Annotated in this window: 17 protein-coding genes; 12 read left to right on the top strand and 5 right to left on the bottom strand. The window is 69.1% G+C overall.

The genetic code is table 11. The features are described from left to right. Window positions 1–35: 35 nt before the first annotated feature. From ACIRON_RS29700 to ACIRON_RS29690, 3 genes are all read left to right on the top strand, one after another. Window positions 36–1,598, top strand: coding sequence for a long-chain fatty acid--CoA ligase (locus ACIRON_RS29700; RefSeq protein ID WP_402998657.1), 1,563 nt, complete (start codon window positions 36–38; stop codon window positions 1,596–1,598). A gap of 102 nt (window positions 1,599–1,700) precedes the next feature. Continuing rightward, entirely contained in the window at window positions 1,701–2,042 is a 342-nt protein-coding gene (locus ACIRON_RS29695) for a type IV toxin-antitoxin system AbiEi family antitoxin domain-containing protein (RefSeq protein ID WP_402998654.1), read from the top strand. Beyond that, the gene (locus ACIRON_RS29690) at window positions 2,029–2,673 is read left to right on the top strand and encodes a hypothetical protein (RefSeq protein WP_402998652.1); all 645 of its coding nucleotides are present in this window, start codon (window positions 2,029–2,031) and stop codon (window positions 2,671–2,673) included. Before ACIRON_RS29695 ends, ACIRON_RS29690 begins: the two co-directional genes overlap by 14 nt. Window positions 2,674–2,716: 43 nt before the next feature. Here ACIRON_RS29690 and ACIRON_RS29685 read toward each other — a convergent pair whose 3' ends face one another. Next, a complete protein-coding gene (locus tag ACIRON_RS29685) occupies window positions 2,717–3,235 on the bottom strand; it encodes a hypothetical protein (RefSeq protein ID WP_402998649.1) in 519 nt (172 codons plus the stop codon). A gap of 205 nt (window positions 3,236–3,440) precedes the next feature. Further along, on the bottom strand, window positions 3,441–4,685 hold the full coding sequence (locus ACIRON_RS29680) for an MFS transporter (RefSeq protein WP_402998646.1): 1,245 nt from the start codon (window positions 4,683–4,685) through the stop codon (window positions 3,441–3,443). Window positions 4,686–4,765: 80 nt separating this feature from the next. Between ACIRON_RS29680 and purS the strand changes: the two genes are divergently transcribed. Together purS and purQ are read left to right on the top strand one after the other, a co-directional pair. Beyond that, window positions 4,766–5,017, top strand: a complete 252-nt coding sequence (gene purS, locus ACIRON_RS29675) for a phosphoribosylformylglycinamidine synthase subunit PurS (RefSeq protein WP_402998644.1) — start codon at window positions 4,766–4,768, stop codon at window positions 5,015–5,017. Beyond that, window positions 5,014–5,685, top strand: coding sequence for a phosphoribosylformylglycinamidine synthase subunit PurQ (purQ, locus tag ACIRON_RS29670; RefSeq protein WP_402998642.1), 672 nt, complete (start codon window positions 5,014–5,016; stop codon window positions 5,683–5,685). Before purS ends, purQ begins: the two co-directional genes overlap by 4 nt. On the opposite strand, the gene ACIRON_RS29665 is transcribed toward purQ, so the two are convergent. Next, a complete protein-coding gene (locus ACIRON_RS29665) occupies window positions 5,651–6,922 on the bottom strand; it encodes an ROK family protein (protein ID WP_402998641.1) in 1,272 nt (423 codons plus the stop codon). The genes purQ and ACIRON_RS29665 overlap by 35 nt on opposite strands. Window positions 6,923–7,146: 224 nt before the next feature. Between ACIRON_RS29665 and ACIRON_RS29660 the strand changes: the two genes are divergently transcribed. Further along, complete coding sequence (locus ACIRON_RS29660) at window positions 7,147–10,539, top strand: alpha-N-acetylglucosaminidase TIM-barrel domain-containing protein (protein WP_402998638.1); 3,393 nt, start codon at window positions 7,147–7,149, stop codon at window positions 10,537–10,539. 63 nt (window positions 10,540–10,602) lie between these two features. On the opposite strand, the gene ACIRON_RS29655 is transcribed toward ACIRON_RS29660, so the two are convergent. Beyond that, the gene (locus ACIRON_RS29655; protein WP_402998635.1) at window positions 10,603–12,042 is read right to left on the bottom strand and encodes an MFS transporter; all 1,440 of its coding nucleotides are present in this window, start codon (window positions 12,040–12,042) and stop codon (window positions 10,603–10,605) included. 173 nt (window positions 12,043–12,215) lie between these two features. On the opposite strand from ACIRON_RS29655, the gene ACIRON_RS29650 reads away from it, so the two are divergent. The 6 genes from ACIRON_RS29650 (at window position 12,216) to ACIRON_RS29625 (ending at window position 16,890) form a co-directional block, all read left to right on the top strand. Beyond that, entirely contained in the window at window positions 12,216–12,767 is a 552-nt protein-coding gene (locus ACIRON_RS29650) for a TetR/AcrR family transcriptional regulator (protein WP_402998632.1), read from the top strand. A gap of 24 nt (window positions 12,768–12,791) precedes the next feature. Then, window positions 12,792–13,298, top strand: coding sequence for a general stress protein (locus ACIRON_RS29645; RefSeq protein ID WP_402998629.1), 507 nt, complete (start codon window positions 12,792–12,794; stop codon window positions 13,296–13,298). Window positions 13,299–13,401: 103 nt separating this feature from the next. After that, window positions 13,402–13,821, top strand: coding sequence for a hypothetical protein (locus ACIRON_RS29640; RefSeq protein WP_402998627.1), 420 nt, complete (start codon window positions 13,402–13,404; stop codon window positions 13,819–13,821). 10 nt (window positions 13,822–13,831) lie between these two features. After that, a complete protein-coding gene (locus tag ACIRON_RS29635; RefSeq protein WP_402998624.1) occupies window positions 13,832–15,622 on the top strand; it encodes a M91 family zinc metallopeptidase in 1,791 nt (596 codons plus the stop codon). A gap of 2 nt (window positions 15,623–15,624) precedes the next feature. Further along, window positions 15,625–16,257: a hypothetical protein gene (locus ACIRON_RS29630; RefSeq protein WP_402998622.1), complete on the top strand. Its 633-nt coding sequence runs from the start codon at window positions 15,625–15,627 to the stop codon at window positions 16,255–16,257. A gap of 81 nt (window positions 16,258–16,338) precedes the next feature. Continuing rightward, the gene (locus tag ACIRON_RS29625) at window positions 16,339–16,890 is read left to right on the top strand and encodes a hypothetical protein (protein ID WP_402998619.1); all 552 of its coding nucleotides are present in this window, start codon (window positions 16,339–16,341) and stop codon (window positions 16,888–16,890) included. A 47-nt stretch (window positions 16,891–16,937) separates the two neighbouring features. Here ACIRON_RS29625 and ACIRON_RS29620 read toward each other — a convergent pair whose 3' ends face one another. Further along, complete coding sequence (locus tag ACIRON_RS29620) at window positions 16,938–18,110, bottom strand: glycoside hydrolase domain-containing protein (protein ID WP_402998616.1); 1,173 nt, start codon at window positions 18,108–18,110, stop codon at window positions 16,938–16,940. Window positions 18,111–18,358 lie beyond the last annotated feature (248 nt).

Here is an 18,358-nt window from a genome sequence, read left to right as displayed (position 1 = left end):
TTGTGACGCGTAACACGCACACCACTGGAGGCCAAGTGTCCACGTACAACCTCGCTTCGCTGCTCGAAGACTCGGCGGCGACCTATCCCGAGCGCACCGCGATCGTCCTGGGCGACATCCGCCTGAACTACGCCCAGATCAACGGTGCCGCCAACCAGGTCGCGAACCTGCTGGCGAGCAAGGGCATCGGTGCGGGTGACCGGGTCGCCCTGATGAGCCCGAACCTGCCCTACTTCACGATGGTCTACTTCGGCATCCTCAAGGCCGGAGCCACCGTCGTCCCGCTCAACGTGCTGCTCAAGGGACGCGAGGTGGCCTATCACCTCAAGGACTCCGACGCGAAGGCCCTCTTCGCCTTCGAGGGCACCCCGGAGCTCGCCATCGGCGCCGAGGCCCACGCCGGTGCGCAGGAGGCCGGGGTCGAGAACCTCTTCCTGATCACCGCCGACCCGACCGCCGCGTCGCCGATCGAGGGTGTGACCACGCTCGGTCAGGGCATCGGGGCCCAGCCGCCGACCTTCGAGACCGTGGCCACCGACGAGGACGACACCGCGGTCATCCTCTACACCTCCGGCACCACCGGGCAGCCCAAGGGCGCCGAGCTGCGTCACCGCAACATGCGCGACAACGCGCTGGCCGGCGCCGAGCTCTTCGGTGCCTCGGCCGAGCGGCCCGACACCTATCTCGCCGTGCTGCCCCTCTTCCATGCCTTCGGTCAGACCGTGGTGCAGAACGGCGCGATCGCCTTCGGTGGCACCGTCGTGCTGCTGCCCCGCTTCGACGCCGCGGCCGCGCTGGCGACGATGCTCAAGGAGGGCGTCACCTTCTTCGCCGGTGTGCCCACGATGTACTGGGGCCTGCTCGGTGCCCTCTCCGAGGACGTCGACGTGGCCACGCTCGCCAAGAACCTGCGGGTCGCGGCCGCCGGTGGCTCGGCCCTCCCGGTCGAGATCCACAAGGAGTTCGAGAAGCGCTTCGGCGTGACCATCCTCGAGGGCTACGGACTCTCCGAGACCTCGCCGGTGGCGTCGTTCTCGCTCTACGGCCAGCCGGTGCGGCCGGGCTCGATCGGCGTCCCGATCCCCGGTGTCGAGATGCGCCTGATCGACCCGGCGTCGTGGGACGACATCGAGTGGACCGCCGACGCGATCGGCGAGATCGCGATCAAGGGCCACAACATCTTCAAGGGCTACTACAACCGTCCCGAGGCCACCGCCGAGGTGCTCACCTCGGAGGGCTGGTTCCGCTCGGGCGACCTCGCCAAGCGCGACGAGGACGGGTGGTACTACATCGTCGACCGCGCCAAGGAGCTCATCATCCGCGGCGGCTTCAACGTCTACCCGCGCGAGATCGAAGAGGTCCTGCTGACCCACCCGGCGGTCTCGCTGGCCGCCGTGATCGGCGTCCCGCACGACTCCCACGGCGAGGAGATCAAGGCGGTCCTCGTGCTCAAGCCCGGCGCCTCGGCGACCTCCGAGGAGATCGTCGCGTGGTCGAAGGAGCAGATGGCGGCCTACAAGTACCCGCGCATCGTCGAGATCGTCGACGCCCTGCCGATGACCGCCACCGGCAAGATCCTCAAGCGCGAGCTCAAGTAGGGCATTCCGTACGCCGACAGCAGCCGTAACTCGAAGATCGCAGTCACCCGGTGGCTGCGATCTTCGAGTTTACGAAGGTCTGATCTGGGGTAGAACGGTTTCGTGGAGCACTCGGGGGACGCGAAGCAGCCGTTCGACCATGACGGCATGGTGCGACTGCGTGACGAGATCCAGGGCGGTGTCATCTCGCGGCGACAGCTACGTGACCTGCATGCGCAGGACCACGACATCCGGCGCCTCGTACGCAACCGTGAGCTCGCGGTCATTCATCCGGGCGTCTATGTCAATCACACCGGCAATCCGACCTGGGGCCAGCGTGCCTGGGCAGCGGTGCTGGTGTGCTGGCCGGCGGCGCTGACAGGGAGATCGGCGCTGCCGAAGCCGCTGGAGCGAGGTCCGATCGAGGTGATGGTTCCGGTGAGTCGTACTGGTGCGCGCACCTGATGGCGTGATCGTCCGGCGGCGCGCCCGTTTCGATGGGTATGTCGACTGGGCCGCCTACCCGCCGAGGCAGTTCCTCGCGGAGGCGGCGATCGACGCTGCGGCCGAGGGGAGTGATGTCGGTGAGGCGTTCTCGATGCTTGCCGACCTCGTTCAGTCCAAGGCTGCGACGGCATCGGCCTTGATCCAGGCTCTCGGCTACCGCAACCGGTTGACCAACCGGAGCCTTCTGACCGAGCTGCTCGAGGACCTGAGATCCGGCGCGTGCTCGGTTCTCGAACGCGAGTACCTCCGCCGCGTCGAATACGCCCATGGTCTGCCGGCGGGCGAGCGCCAGGTCGCCGACTCGATCGGGGGCGTCTCGGTTGAGCGTGACGTTGCGTATGCGGCGTACGGGCTGGTCGTGGAACTCGACGGCCGTGCCTTCCACGGCAGTGCTGCGGCTCGAGACGCCGACCATGCTCGTGATCTGGATGCTGCCGTCGCCCGCAAGGTTCGGACCGCTCGGCTGACCTACGGCCAGGTGCTCGGTGACCCGTGCCGGACGGCGGCTCGCATCGGTGAGCTGCTTCGGCTCGGGGGTTGGGAAGGTCAGGTTCGCTCGTGCCCGGACTGTCCGACGGCCGCTGCATGATCAGCTCGAAGATCGCAGTCACCCCGTGGCTGCGATCTTCGACCTACCGTCTGATGTGATCGTTGCGATCCACACCGAGCGCGTCGAGAGCCGCCTCGACAGCGGCGATCCGCCCGGCTCGGTCGGCCGGGATGAGCTCGACGGAAGCGTGACCGTCGGCGATCCGGATGCCCAGGAGGGTGCGGTCGGCATGAGGGAGCCGTTCGACCCGCACCTGGAAAGCTCGCGCTCTCCGGTCGAGGACCCATCTCGGCTCCGAGTCGCCCATGCCCCAGACCTCGATGAGACCAGGGCGGACGCCGAGAGCGATCGCCGCACCGTTGTTGAGACCGACCAGGTTCACACCCAGCGCTCGTGCGTGATCCCTGGTGCCCTTCGACGCGAACCCTGTTACGACGGAGGCATCGGGATGCGCCGCACGAATGCGTCCCGCGAGGACGCGTCGGCGCCGGGTCATCATCGGCGTAACCAGGGCGATCCCGACCGCGATCAGAGCCCAGGACACGGCCACGGTGATCAGGACCTCGATGGCTCTGCCGTCGGCGCCGAACGTCCGGGCCATCAGTAAGACAGCAAGTGGCACGACCCCGAGTGTGACCTTCACAAGATGGTTGCGACGCTCTGCACGTTTGTTGAGCCGTATGTGTGGCGAGGTCATCGCGGGATCTCCGGTCTCCATGAGCACCGAATCATCGCGTGTAGGAACGTGGCTGGCCATGCCTTTGCGGGACCGCTGGCCTCCATGGGGCGGTGAAGCCCTGTGGCGGTCACCCGCCGACTGGCTCACGCCGCGACGGTGCTTGGAATCGGAGCAGCGGCCGGGAGATCGCGCCGACCGCGGCGAGGGCGAGCAGGCAGGCGATGCCCCCGCTGACCAGCGCGAACGAGCCGGAGGTCAGCTGGGCGACGGCACCGCCGCGGAGGTTGCCGATCTCCGGCCCGCCGGCGCCGACGATCATCTCGATCGCGGCGGTCCGGCCGCGTAGGTCGTCGGGCGCGGCGAGCTGGATCAGGGTGCCGCGGGTGACCACGCTGACCGAGTCGGCGGCCCCGGCGACGGCGAGCAGGGCGAGGCACAGCCACGGTGAGGTGACCAGCCCGACGGCGCCGACGCTGGCACCCCACACGGCTGCGGCGCCGATCGTGATCACGCCGGGGCGGCTGCGTCCGGTGAACGAACCGGAGACGAGAGAGGCGGCCACCCCGCCGACCGCGATCGCGGTCAGGAACAGGCCGAGCGTACGTGGGTCGCCGCCGAACCTCTCCTCGTTGACCAGCGGGAACAGGCTCACGGGCATGGCCAGGACGGTGGCCGCCAGGTCGACGAGGAGCACGCCGCGTACGACCGGCTGGGTGGCCGCGAAGCGCAGGCCTTCGAGGACTCCGCCACCGCTCGTCCTCGTCGCGGGCGCGAGAGCGGGGAGGCCGAGGACCCCGAGGAACCCGGCGACGAAGGAGGCCGCGTCGACGGCGTACGCGATCTCGAGGCCGGCGTAGCCGATGATCAGCCCGCCCAGCGCGGGGCCGAGGAGCATCGACCCCTGGAAGCTCAGCCGGTTGAGGGCGAGCCCGGCGGCCACCTGGTCGGTGGAGAGGAGCCGCGGGATCACGCTCATGGCCGCGGGGGCCGCGACCGAGCCGGCGGCGGCCATGAGCGCGACCAGCACGAGGACGAGTCCGAGCGAGGACGGCGAGGTGCCCAGCCAGAGGACCTGTGCCATCAGCAGCAGCGCCAGGACGAGCTGGGCGAGGTTGGTGACCAGCAGGATCGAGCGCCGGTCCGCGCGGTCGGCCACCGCCCCGCCCCAGAGCCCGATCGTGAGCATCGGGACGAGCCGCGCGATTGCGACACTGCCGGACCAGAACGGGCTGTGGGTCGCCTCCCAGACCTGGTACATCACCGCGACGATCGAGATCTGCCCACCGAGCCCCGACACCGTCCGCCCGACGAAGAAGCGGCGGAAAGCAGGAGACGTACGCAGCGGGGCGATGTCGATCAGCAGATGGCGCACGAGGATCGATCGTAAAGACCGGGTGGGGCGGGGTGCGAACGGTTTAGGTGAGCGGCGTAGGGCCGACCTAGACTGCAGCCATGCCTCGCGTTGTCGTCGACGTCATGCCCAAGCCCGAGATTCTCGACCCGCAGGGGAAGGCCGTACTCGGCGCCCTGCCGCGGCTCGGGTTCACCGGGGTCACCGAGGTCCGTCAGGGCAAGCGGTTCGAGCTGGAGATCCCCGAGGTCACCGACGATGCGCTCGCCCAGATCGAGAAGCTGGCCGAGACCTTCTTGGCCAACACGGTGATCGAGAACTTCGTGGTGCGCGTGGAAGAGTCCGCCAAGTGAAGATCGGCGTCATCACCTTCCCGGGCACGCTCGACGACGTCGACGCGCAGCGCGCCGTCCGTGTCGGCGGCAACGAGGCCGTTGCGCTGTGGCACGGCGACCACGACCTGCAGGGCGTCGACGCGGTGATCCTGCCGGGTGGCTTCTCCTACGGTGACTACCTGCGCTGCGGTGCCATCTCCCGCTTCTCCCCGATCATGACCGAGGTCATCGAGGGTGCCCAGAAGGGCCTCCCGGTCCTCGGCATCTGCAACGGCTTCCAGATGCTGGTGGAGTCCCACCTGCTTCCCGGCGGCCTGCTGCGCAACGACCACCTCAAGTTCATCTGCCGCGACCAGAAGCTGCGCATCGAGAACGCCTCGACCGCCTGGACCTCCGCCTTCACCCAGGGCCAGGAGATCGTGGTCCCGCTGAAGAACGGCGAGGGGCAGTACGTCGCCGACGCCGACACCATCGAGCGGCTCGAGGGCGAGGGCCGCGTCGTCGCGCGCTACCTCGACGTCAACCCCAACGGGTCGGTCAACGACATCGCCGGCATCACCAACGAGGCCGGCAACGTCGTCGGCCTGATGCCCCACCCCGAGCACGCCGTGGAGACCCTCACCGGCTCCGGCACCGACGGCCTCGGCTTCTTCACCTCGCTGGCCGAGAAGGTCCTGGCTCGCTGACCGACCAGGGGTGACCTGGCTGCACCGAGGCGATCAGCTCGTCCCAGGCCCTGCTCGCCGCCAGGGTGAGCGCGCCGGCGAGCACGGCACGGTCGGCAGGGACCAGCAGGGCAAGCTCCGGTGGGACCAGGGTGAACCTGGGCAGAAGCCGGCGAAGCTGGTCCACCAGGAACTCGCCGGCATTGGCGACGCCTCCGGTGAGGACCACGACATCCGGATCGATCGTCAGGAAGACCGGAGCCAGCCGCTCCACCATCTTCGTGGCTACCGCCGACACGGCCGCGACGGCCGCCCGATCCCCCTCCGCGGCTGCGGCGAAGACCTGCTGGGCCGTCAGGGGTCGGTCGGCGGGCAGTGCCCCGCCGGGGTGCCGAGACGCCTCCGCCCTGGCCAGCTCGGCAATTCCCGCAGCGCCGAGGGCATGCTCGAGCGGCCCCCGGCCGTGCTCGTCGAACTGAACGCCGTCGGACGAGACCGGGATCAGGCCGACCTCGCCGGCCGCTCGGTGCGCCCCACGGTGGAGGGCGCCATCGATCACCACCCCGGCCCCGAGTCGCTCACCCCAGTGGATCACGACCAGCGTCCGGCCGGGGTGCTCGACGCTGGCAGCGATGGCAGCCAAGTTCGCGTCGTTCTCCACCAGCAGCCGGGCCGGGAATCGCTCGGCGAGGTCGGCGAACAGGCCGGCATCGGTGTTGCCGGGCGCGGAGGGCGCTATGGTCACGCGGCTCAGCTCGGGGCCGACGACGCCGGGTGACCCGGCAACCACCGCTCCGATCCGATCTGCAGGCAGCCGTGCGGCCAGAAGTACGCCGTCGACCAGCGTGCTGACCTGACCTCGGACGGCGGCCGGGTCGGCGCCCGGCGACACTTCGATCGTCTCGTGCGCCAGCGATTCGCCCTGGACGTTGACGATGGAAGCCGCAACCCGGTGGGGTCCGATGTCCAGTCCCAGCACGGGCAGCAGGCCCCTGCGCAGCACGTACCGGGTGGCGGGCCTGCCGGCTCCGGACGGTTCCGACGGGGCCAGTGGCTCGACGACGGCAGCGGAGGCCAGCTCGTCGATCGCCTGTGAGACGGTCGGCCGGGTCAGCCGGTTGTCGGCAGCCAGTTCGGTGATGCGCGCTCCGGCCGCCCCGGCGGCTCGTACGCCTTCGAGGACCGCGGTGGTGTTGAGCCGTCGCAGCACGCCGTTCCCGCTCGACTCTCCCCTCGTCGCGCCCCGATCTTCAGCCATGACCCACAAGTTACCGGCTCCCTCTGCTCGGCTGATATCCCCAGATCCCTTGACCGCCACGCGGTGCGGGAGGAGTATGTGGCGCACATTACGAAAATGTTCTTCATAATCCTGGAGGCACGATGCCGCTACGCCATCGACGCAGTCAACAGGCTCATCCGACGAGCGATCGTCGGCAGAGACCGCTGCGTACCAGAGGAAGCACCGTCGGCATCATCGTGGCGATGCTGCTCGGCCTGATCGCCGCCACCGGATCGGTCACCGCCACGGCGGCCGGCCCGACGAAGCAGACGCCCGGGTTCGCGGCCTCGTCGCACCCGGCCGACACCCGTCCCGCCCGTGAGGCCCTGGTCAGGCTCCTCGGCAGTCGGCACGCAGCCAGGTTCCAGCTGTCGCTGCGCCCGGACAGCACGGACCGGTATCGGGTCAGCTCCCGCGGGAGCCGGATCGTGGTCGACGGGACGAGCACCCCGGCACTCCTGATGGGGGTCAACGCCTACCTGAAGAAGGTTGCCAAGGCGGATGTCTCCTGGACCGGGACCCAGGTGCCGGTCCGCGGCTCGCTGCCCCTGCCCAAGCACCCCATCGAAGGCACGTCCGTGGTGTCGCACCGGTTCTCCGGCAACGACACCGAGGACGGCTACTCGGGGCCGTTCCGCACCTTCGACGACTGGCGAGAGCTCGTCGACGTCAACGCCATGCACGGCGTCAACGAGATGTTCCTCCCGGTCGGGTCCGAGATGGTCTACTACCGGTTGCTGCAGGAGTACGGCTACTCCGAGACCGAGGCCCGGGCCTGGATCCCGTCGCCGGCCTATCAGCAGTGGTGGCTGATGCAGAACATGTGGAACTTCACCGACCCGGTCACTCCCGCTCTATTGGAAGAGCGCGCCGACCTCGGCCGACGTATCGCCGACTACATGCGCTCGATGGGGATCACGCCGGTGCTCCCGGGCTACTTCGGCACTGTGCCGACCGACTTCGCGACCCGAAACCCGGGCGCCGTCACCGTCCCGCAGGGCACCTGGTCCGGTCTGCGGCGGCCGGACTGGTTGGCCCCTACGCAGGAGCTCTTCGGTCAGGTGGCCGAACGCTTCTATCAGATCCAGAATGACGTCGTCGGAGCGTCGACGATGTACAAGATGGACCTGCTGCACGAGGGCGGGTCGCCGGGTTCCGTCCCGGTCGGCCAGGCGTCGGTGGCGGTCCAGGACGCCTTGGACGCCGCCCATCCCGGTGCCATCTGGGTGGCCCTCGGCTGGCAGAGCAACCCGCGCCAGGAGACCCTCGACGCGGTGGACCGCAGCCGGATGCTGATCGTGGACGGGCTCTCCGACCGGAACCTCGATCCGCAGCGAGACACCCAGTGGAAGGGCACGCCGTACGCCTTCGGGTCGATCTGGAACTTCGGCGGGAACTCGACGGTCGGCGCCCCGATCAAGGCCTGGAACGAACGGTTCTTCGAGTTCCGGGCCCGCCCGAACAGCGCACTGGACGGCATCGCGATCCTTCCGGAGGCCAGCTACAACAACGCGGTCGCGATGGAGTTCCTCGCCGAGCTGCCCTGGCAGACCGGGCCGGTCGACCTGGACGCCTGGTTCGCCGAGTACGCGGATGCGCGCTACGGCGCGACCGACCCGGCAGCGCGCGCCGCGTGGAAGACCCTGCAGGACACCGCCTACTCGATCGCGCCGAACAACAACCGCTCGGCCGGAACCAGCGGTCTGTTCGCCGCGGTACCGTCGCTGACGGCCACCCGGCCCAGCAACTACACGGCTCCCGGGAACCGCTACGACCCGACGGACTTCGCGGCGGCCCTGCCGTCGCTGTTGCAGGTGAAGTCGTCGCTGCGCGCCAGCGAGACCTATCGGCACGACCTCGCCGAGATCGCGCGGCAGGTGGTCATCGAATACTCCCACCCGCTGCTGACCCAGATCCGGCAGGCGTACGCCGAGCGTGACGCTGCGGAGTTCGACCGGCTCACCGACGCATGGATCGAGGCTATCGACACCGCCGACCGGGTCAGCGCCACCCGAGCCGATCAGATGGTCGGCCCCTGGCTGGCGAAGGCTCGTGCCTTCGCCTCGTCGCCCGACGAGGCCACCGCCCTCGAGCACGACGCCCGCCGCATCCTCACCTCGTGGACGCTGACCCTGTCGCTGACCGACTACGCCTACCGCGACTGGTCCGGTCTGCTCAACGGCTACTACGCACCTCGGTGGGAACGCTACTTCGCCACGCTGCGCGAGTCCCTGCGCACCGGTGAGGCGCCGACGGCGATCAACTGGCAGGCGGTCGCCGACGAGTGGTCACGGGCAACCGATCGCTACCCGAGCAGACCGCGCGGCGACACCTACGCCGAAGCCACCCGTGCCTTCCAGCAGCTGTCTGCGGCGGACTTCGGTGCGGCTGTGTCGGTCCGCCCGACCGGGACGATCGGGAAGGACCCGGGCACGATCGCGTTGACGGTGGTCAACAACAACCCCTTCGCCGCCCTGGAGAACATGGCGGCCCGGGTCACCGCTCCGGACGGCATCGCGGCCACCGCAACCGGCGAGCTGCCGTCGCGACTCGCACCGGGCGGCACCGCGACGGTGAGCTGGAAGGTCGCGGCCGGCACCGAGCTGCCGTCGGAGACCACCGAGGCCGAGGTCGGCGTCGAGGTGACGTACGACCAGCAGGCCGGGACGAAGAAGAAGACGGCCGGTGCGGTGCTGCCGGTCGAGGGACCCGGCCGGATCCAGGTCAGCGACGTGCCGTTCTCCTCCTCGCGCAACCACGACGGGGAACATCCGGTCGCCCGCGACACCGTGACCCCGGCGACGCCGTCGGGTGCCGGTGCGCCGATCCTGCTCGACGGTGTCGCCTACTCCAAGGGTCTGGGCACCAACGCCGCCGGCGAGGTTCGGTTCGAGCTGGGCCAGGCGTGCCAACGGTTCGTCACCGTCGTCGGCATCGACGACGCGATGAACCATGCCGCCGACGGCGACGTGGTGGTGGAGGTGTGGGGCGATGGCCGGCGGATCCACGCCACAGCGGTGCTGCGCAGCGGGTTGGCGACGACCGGAACCGAGGCGATCCGCCTCGACGTGGACATCAGCGGCGTGCGTCAGCTCCGGATCGTGATCGATCGCTCCGACGGCAACCGTTCCTTCGATGCTGCCTCGTTCGGGGTGCCGACCTTGTCCTGCACCGGTGAGCTTCCCATGCCGCTCAGCGAGGGCAAGCCGGCCACCGCGTCCAGCAGCGAGGGCACGTCGACCCCGGACCGCGCGGTCGACGCCAAGCTGCACACCAACTGGCTGTGCAACCCGGCGCAGTGCTCCGGCAAGCCCGCGTGGCTGCAGGTCGACCTGGGTGCTGAGCACCCGGTCTCCGGGGTCAGGGTGACGCCCTACTACGCGGATCGACGGTCCTATCGCTACGCCGTGGAGGGCAGCGTCGACGGCATCACCTACACGCCGATCGCCGCCAAGACCGCGGACTCCCCGCAGACCGACGTGGGGGACTGGTATCCGGTGAACGGGAGCTTCCGATACGTCCGGGTGACCGGCACCGGCAACACCAGCAACGCCTACGCCTTGCACCTGCAGGAGCTGGCCGTCTACGGCGACTGAACCTGGCGTACGCATCGGCCCCGGCTCGCGATCGCGAGCCGGGGCCGAGCTTCGGTGCACGACTCAGTCGACCTCGACCGCCGTCCGCCCGGGAGCGTACGCACGCATCCCGGAGGGGCGGCGGAGCACCACGCTCAGCGAGGCGATGATGCCGAGCGCGCCCAGTGCGGCCGCGGCGTAGAACGCCTCGCGCATCCCCGGGACGACCTCGCCGGGAGTTCCGTTGGCGACGTAGACCGAGGCGATCACGGCCAGCCCGATCGAGCCGCCGAGCTGCTGCATCGTCTGCACCAGACCCGAGGCCGACCCGGCGTGGGCGGCGTCGACACCCTCCAGGCCGAGAGCCGTGGTGGAGGTGAAGACGAGCGAGGCGAAGGCGCCGTTGAGGAGGAACGGAGCCAGGACGGCGCCGGCGTACGTGCTCGACTCCGTCAGCGTGCTCAGCCACAGGAACGACACCGTGAGGCCGGTGGCACCCAGGACGAGCACCCGCGGCATCCCGATCCTGGCTGCGATCCGAGGCGCCACCCGGGACATCGCGAAGATCATCAGGGTGAGGGGCAGGAACGCCAGCCCGGAGGCGAGCGGTCCCATGCCGAGCGCGCCCTGCAGGTAGATCACGGTCAGGTAGAACGTCGAGAACTGGGCCCCGACCAGCCCGACCGCGGCGATGAACGCGGCGACGCGGCGGTGGCTGTCGAAGAGGTGGAGCTGCAGCAGCGGGTGGGCGACCCGGCGTTCGGTGAGCACGAGGGCGACCAGCAGGAGCAGGCCGATGGCGATCCCGCCGAGGGTGCGCGCGGAGGTCCAGCCGTGCTCCGGGGCGCCGATCAGCGACCAGACGATCGCGGCCGCACCACCGGTGGCGGTCACGGCGCCGACGATGTCGAAGCGTCCCGGTCGCGGCGCGGTCTCGGCGACGAGACGGCCGACGAGCGCGAGCACCACGAGCCCGATCGGTACGTTGATGAACAGCGTCCAGCGCCACGACGCGATGTCGGTCAGGATGCCGCCGAGGATCAGCCCGATCGAGGCACCGCTGGAGGAGACGGCCGCGAAGAGCGCGATCGCCCGGGCGCGACCGGCCTCGTCCTTCGCCGACGTGGTGAGCAGGGCGAGCACCTGCGGCGCGGCGATCGCCGCACCGAAGCCCTGCAGGGCTCGGGCGATGACCAGCAGGTCGTCGGTCGGCGCGAGCCCGCCGGCCAGGGAGAAGAGGGTGAAGACGGAGAGGCCGGCGACGAACGTACGCCGTCTGCCGAAGACGTCGCCGAGGCGACCGCCGAGCAGCAGCAGGCCGCCGAAGGCGAGGGTGTAGCCGTTGAGCACCCAGGTGAGTGCCGCCGGGGTGAACTCGAGGTCGTCGGCGATCCGGGGGAGCGCGACGTTCACGACCGCCGAGTCGAGCACGATCATCAGTTGGGCGACCAGGACCAGCGCGATCCCGGCGCCGGCGGCCTTGGTGGCCGCGGGTGGCTTGGGTGGTGCCACGGTGGATGTCATTCAAGAGCTCCTGTTGGAGGCGGAGAAGGAGTACAGTGAAGCGGAGGAAGTCTCCGCTTGACTGGAACACTACCGGAGGGTGTCTCCGTTTAGCAACGCATTTAGATGCGATGGCGGTGCTTGCTGTTAACTGAGGCCCCCGCAAAGCCGCGGGAGCCACTGAGGAGGTCTGGATGAGAGCCGACGCGAAGCGCAACCGCGAGCGGCTCATCGAGGTCGCCCATGCGGTCTTCAAGGAGCGCGGTCTCGACGCGCCTCTCGACGAGGTGGCCCGGCGTGCGGGTGTCGGCCCCGGCACCCTCTACCGCCACTTCCCGACCCGCGAGGCGCTCCACGAGGCGATCATGGCCACCTGGATCGAAGAGGTCTCCGCTCACGTCGAGAAGGCGATGGCGACCGAGGGCGGGTGCCGGGAGAAGCTGCTCGCCTGGTTCGAGGAGTACGTCTCGCTGCTGACCCGCCACCAGGGCGCCGCCGCCAAGATCACCGCCTCCCTGGGCTGCCAGGACTCCCCGCTGCGCACCAAGTGCCAGACCTACGCCGACGCCAACGAGAGCGTCCTGACGGAGATGGCCGAGCACGGCGCGCTCCGCGAGGGTGTCGACAACCTCGACGTGTGCCGCCTCCTCGGCGGTGTCGCGACCATGGCCGACCACTCCTCGCTCGAGGCCAAGGACGTACGTCCCATGCTCGACGTCATCGCGAATGGCGTCCTCAAGAACTGACCCCGCCTGGGGCACACTGGGCGTATGTCCTTCACCTCGCCGGTCAACGGCCCGCAGAGCCCGCTGAAGCTGGAGTTTCCCCAGTCGCTCGCGACCTATGACGACTACGCGGCCGCGCAGAAGACGGTCGACTTCCTCTCCGACAAGGAGTTCCCGGTCGAGAACTGCATGATCGTCGGCACCGAGCTGAAGCAGATCGAGCGGATCACCGGCCGCCTCACCTGGAGCAAGGTCGCCCTCGCCGGCGTCCTCTCCGGCGCCTGGCTCGGCGTGTTCGTCGGCCTGATCATGTCGCTCTTCGGCAACGAGAACTTCCTCTTCATCCTGCTGTCGACGGTGCTCCTCGGCGTCGTCTTCGGCCTCATCTGGTCGCTGATCGGCTACGCCGCCACCCGCGGCACCCGCGACTTCTCGAGCGTCAAGGTCATCGTGCCGACCAAGTACGAGGTCCTCGTCGAGCACAAGGTCGCCGCCCGCGCCCGCGAGCTCCTCGCCGATCTCCCCGGCGCCCTCCCCAACCCCTTCTCCTGACGGGCACACCCTTCTCCCGTGTCTCGGACCGTGAGACAGGCGCGGTGATTCCGTGTAGTCACGCGTGTTCCGGGGAAGAACTCCGATGGAGAAGGAGGTCCCGATGTCATCTCAGATCAACGTACGTCCCGCCGAGCTCGTCAGGCTCGCCGACCGCTGCATCGACTGGGCGATGGACCTGACGGGTGCGACAACGGACAACGCCGGCGCACTCGAGGTCGCCTCACGCGACGCCGGCAACACCCAGGGCGGCTACGACACGACGGCTGTCCACGGGCCGCTGGTCGAGGCCGCGTCCAGCGCCCTCGAGTCGTTCGCGGCCGTCTTCGAGGCGGACGCCGACGCCCTCATGCTGTGCGCGTTCGACATCTCCTCGACCGACGAGGAGGTCGCCCGGGCCGCCCAGTCGAGCAACTCGCTGCCTCCCGGACCGACGCCGCGTCCGCCGGAGCCGACTCCGGGGCCGACGCCGCCCTCACCCACGCCGAGCCCGTCCCCGGGCCCCACCCCGACGCCGCGCTGAGGAGCACGAGATGTCCGAAGGCACCTGGAAGCTGTGGGACGACGCGGCGTCGATCGACGACGCATCGCGTGGCTGGACGTCGATCGCGAAGGCGCTCGACGGCGTCACCGAGGCGTTCATCAGCGGCTCCAAGGACGTCGTCGCCGACTGGGAGGGCCAGACGGCCGAGTCCTACGAAGGGCATCGCAAGACGATCCTGGCCGACCTCGACGAGGCGCGCGAGCTTGCCGACAAGGCGTCCTCGGCGACGGCCCGGATCGCCGGCACCGTACGCATCGCTCAAGGCCATCTCGACCAGTCCTGGGCGACGGTGGCGCACATCCCGCACCAGGGCAGCCCCTCGGGCGACATCCGGTTCGAGCCCGAATCTCCCGAGGACGGCAAGCTGGTCACCGACGCCATCACGCGTGCCTCCGAGCTCCGGACCGGCCTCGATCGCGACCTCAGCGCAGACCGGCAGGTGCTGATCGACACCACCGCTGCCTGGCGGGGGCTGGCGACGAGCATGGCTGCGATCGCCGAGTCCGGACAGGACCCGTTCCACCTCCCCGCCGATGTGGACTCGGTCGGCATGATCAACGTCGACGGAAAGACCTACATCAACACCGGCAGCGGCGACGACGTCGTCACGGTCGGGATCAATCCGTTGACAGGGAAGCAGGTTGTCACCGTCAACGGTCAGATGTACGACGTACCTCCCGGCAACGAGATCGTCATCCGCGCCGGCGAGGGCAACGACGAGATCAACGTCCCGCAGGGCACCAACGTCGATCTCACGCTGCTCGGTGGTCGAGGCGAGGACAAGCTCCATGGCGGAGCAGGAGAAGACCGCATCGTGGGTGGCCAAGACGGGGACAAGATCTTCGCGGGCGAAGGCAATGACCAAGTCTCGGGTGGCACGGGCCGCGACTACATCGACGGTCAAGGCGGTCATGATCTGGCCACTGGAGCTGGCGGGGACGATACGGTCTACGGCCTGGGTGGCAACGATCGACTTGCAGGTGGTAGCGGACGCGACTATCTGGAGGGCGCTGATGGTGATGATGTCCTGGTCGGCGGCGACGACGCCGACATCCTCTCGGGAGGCGACGACAACGACCGGATTCACGGGGGCGCCGGCGATGACGTGACGTACTCCGGCCGAGGCACCGACACCACGTACGGTGGTTCTGGCGATGACACGTCCAACGACGAGTCCGGTGATACGAATGACTCGGAGCACCGTGTCACGGTTGAGATCAAAGAGGTCCCGGACTGGATCAAGATCGAGGGATCGCCTGAGTTCGTTGCCCGCACTCGCGCTGACCTCGAGATGCTGGCTGCTTCGCCGACCGGCCAGCAGATGCTCGCCAACTTCCAGAAGAACCACGACGACTCCGGAATCCTCGGCATGGGCAAGGAAGGCCTCACCATCAGCGAGTACGTCGGGGACAACAACAAGGCCCACGACGGCGCGTTCGGCGGGAACCGGATCGAGTACAACCCGAGCCGCGACGTTTCCACCGGTGACCGGCCGCCGGTGGTCGGGCTCTACCACGAGATGGCGCATGTCTACGACTACATGAACGACACCTTCGAAGATGACGTCTACGAGGGCGACGATGCAGTCGACCGCAACACCACTGGCGATCCGGACAACGACATCAAGGTGGGCGAGCGGCAGGCCGTGGGTCTACCGATCGATCATGACGATGACCCGAGCACTCCCGAGATCGTGGATCCGGATCACCCGAGCGTCTACACAGAGAACGGCTTGCGCGAGGAGTTCCATTGGGACCCGCGCGAGCATTACAGGGGTTGAGGATGATTCGTTTCGGTGTCGCGGCTCTGCCACTCCTGCTGCTGGCTGGATGTGCTGAGGGGAAGGCGGAGTCGCCCTACGGTGAGTTCGGTCCGTCGAGTTCGGCGTCGGCGCCGGAGGCGACGTTCGACGCCGACGTGGCGGTCAGCGACACTCAGGTCCAGGTGAGCTACCGGTTCGTCAACGACGGTGACGAACCGCTGATGCTCATCAACCGGCCGGGTGTGGCGGCTGGGGCCGGCGTCCGCTATCGGGAGGACGCGGCGTATGTGACCGAGGATGCCGACGGTGGGGCGCTGTTGTCGCAGGCGCTCTTCGGGGTCCCCGACTCGGACCAGACCTGGGAGTCGATTCCACGGGTCGGGGTCACGGAGGTGGCTCCGGGCGAGGCTGTCGAGGTCGATGTGAGATCAGCCGTGCCGCTGACCTGGTTCCATCCGTTCGGAAGCGACTTCGGGTCCGGGCCGATGTCGGTCCCGAACGATGTCGACGAGGTCCGGTTCTGCCTCGGCGTGGTCTCTTCGCCGTTCCCCGAGTCGATGACGCTGCGCACCGAGGCGGACGGAACGCAGACCGTCGGACACGCGAGCGCCGAGCAGCACCTGTTCTGCTCGAAGTCGGCAGCGTTCGGTTAGGTGGACGGAGTGACACTGTGGCGGTCACCCCTCCGCGGACTGACCAGGACGTTGGTGGCCACGGTGGTGTTCGTTGCCTTGATGAGCGGCTGCTCGAAGGTCCCCGAGGGGGAGCGGGAGATCGAGGGGGTCCGGTTCGAGTCGGAGATCACCACGGTGGGGGACGCGCTCGAGATCAGCTATCGGGTGGTCAACGACGCGGACACCGACGTCTACGTGATCGACTCGGTGCCGACGTACGTCAACGGGGAGGTGCAGCCGCCATCGGCCGACACCGTCTACGCCCTGGGCAGCGGCGGGAAGCGGGCCGAGCTGAGCAAGCGAGTCTTCGCTCTGCCGGACGACAAGACCTTCGCGCAGATGCCGGCGGTCGGCTGGGCCGAGCTTGCTGCGGGCGAGGAGATGGAGCGAGACGTACGCGTGCCGCTGCCGCTCGAGGGATATCGCCCGTTCGCCGACGACTCGGTCCCGGAGCTCCCCGACTCGGTCGAGGAGGTCATCTTCTGCATCGGTATCCTCGACCTCGGCGAGCTCTACCCCGAGGGCGTCCCGACCGAGGTCACCGGTCTCGCCCACTCCGACTCGGCCGCCGAGTCCCAGCAGATCTTCTGCTCAGATGCCGCGGAGTTGTGAAGCTGGGAGTGGTCCATAGGTCACTCTCGGCTTCACAACCCTCGGACTCAGCGGCCGTGGGCTAGGTCGTACCAGGTCACCTCGGTGGCCATGCCGTTCGCGGTGCGGCCGAGGCGCTTCTGGTAGGCGACGAGGGCGACCTGGGTGTTCCAGTCGAGGACGCCAGTGATCTTCGGGCGCTCGGGTGCGGAAGTGGCGCTGAGGGCGCGCTGGAGGTCGCGGACGGTCTCGCCGGCGGAGCCGCGCTTGAGGAGCGGTCGGCTGTTGGCCGCCCACAGCGTCTTCCAGGCACCCATGGTCCAGGTCTTGCGCACAGTCAGCCCGTGCGAGCGCTGCCAGGCGTTGATCGAGCGCACCAGCCCTGCGTCGTACGTCCCGTCGATGGGACCGCCGAAGCCCCCGCGCTCACGGAGCATGCACTCGAGGGCCTTCGTGTAGATCGGCGACGGGGTGTAGGAGCTGGTGCGCGGCCTCAGAGCGGGATACGAGGTGAAGCTGACCGGGACGCCGCCGCAGTGGGTCACCGGGCGGGCGTAGGAGCCGCGACCGAGGTCGACGAAGTTGGAGTCGATCTCGATGGTGGTGCCGCCGTGGGTCTCCTTGTGCGGGCCGCGGTACTGCTTGACGCGGCGGTGCGGGCTCCAGGGCTTGGCGGGGATGTACTTGGTCGAGGTGCCGGCGCGACCGTCCCAGTCGGCGATCCACAGGTCGGCGGGATAGACGAAGCCGCGCGGCTGCGCGTGCCAGACGTCGTACATCGCCTTGATCCCCGACGACGCGCTCGAATACATCCCCGGGCGGTAGCCGAGCTTCTTGATCCGGTGGCTCCAGGCGGAGACGAACCACATCGCCGACTCGCGGCAGCGCTGGTTGCCGAGGTCGAACCCCTCGAGGTCGTAGAACATCGTGCTTCCGGCGGCGATGCCGTAGCGCTTGGCGGCGTCGACGGTCGCGTTGGCCTGGCTGACGCCCTGGCTCTTGGCCTTGGCGTACTGGTTGGTCGAGTTGGCGCTGATCCGCGGGTCGTCGCGGTAGCGCGGGAAGTGCGGGTTGCAGGAGGCCTGCGGGCCGAGCGTGATCGGCAGCAGCCGCCAGCCACGGGCCTGCTGCTTGCGCACCCAGGTCGCGCTGAGGTTGGTCTGGGTGCGGCAGCCGCGCGAGTTACCGGCGATGTAGATGCCGACCGCACCGAAGTTGGAGTGCTGCCACCAACGGTCCATCGCGGTCTGGGACGGCGCCTGGCACTGGTCGAAGCCGTAGCCGGTGAAGTTGCCCGGCGTGACCGGGTTCGCGGCGGCCGCGGGGGGGGGGGGCGCCCCCCCCCCCCCCCCCCCCCCCCCCCCCCGCCACCCCCCCCCCCCCCCCCCCCCCCCCCCAAACACCCCCCCCCCCCCCCACAAAAACCCCCCCCCCCCCCCCAACGCACCGGCGGGGGGGGGCCCCCCCCCCGCGCGGGGGGGGGGGCCAA

The organism is Nocardioides sp. NPDC101246 (genome assembly GCF_044767415.1).
Taxonomy (GTDB): Bacteria; Actinomycetota; Actinomycetes; order Propionibacteriales; family Nocardioidaceae; genus Nocardioides.
Note: the sequence above shows the minus strand (reverse complement) of the source record. Positions and strands in the feature narration are given on the sequence as shown.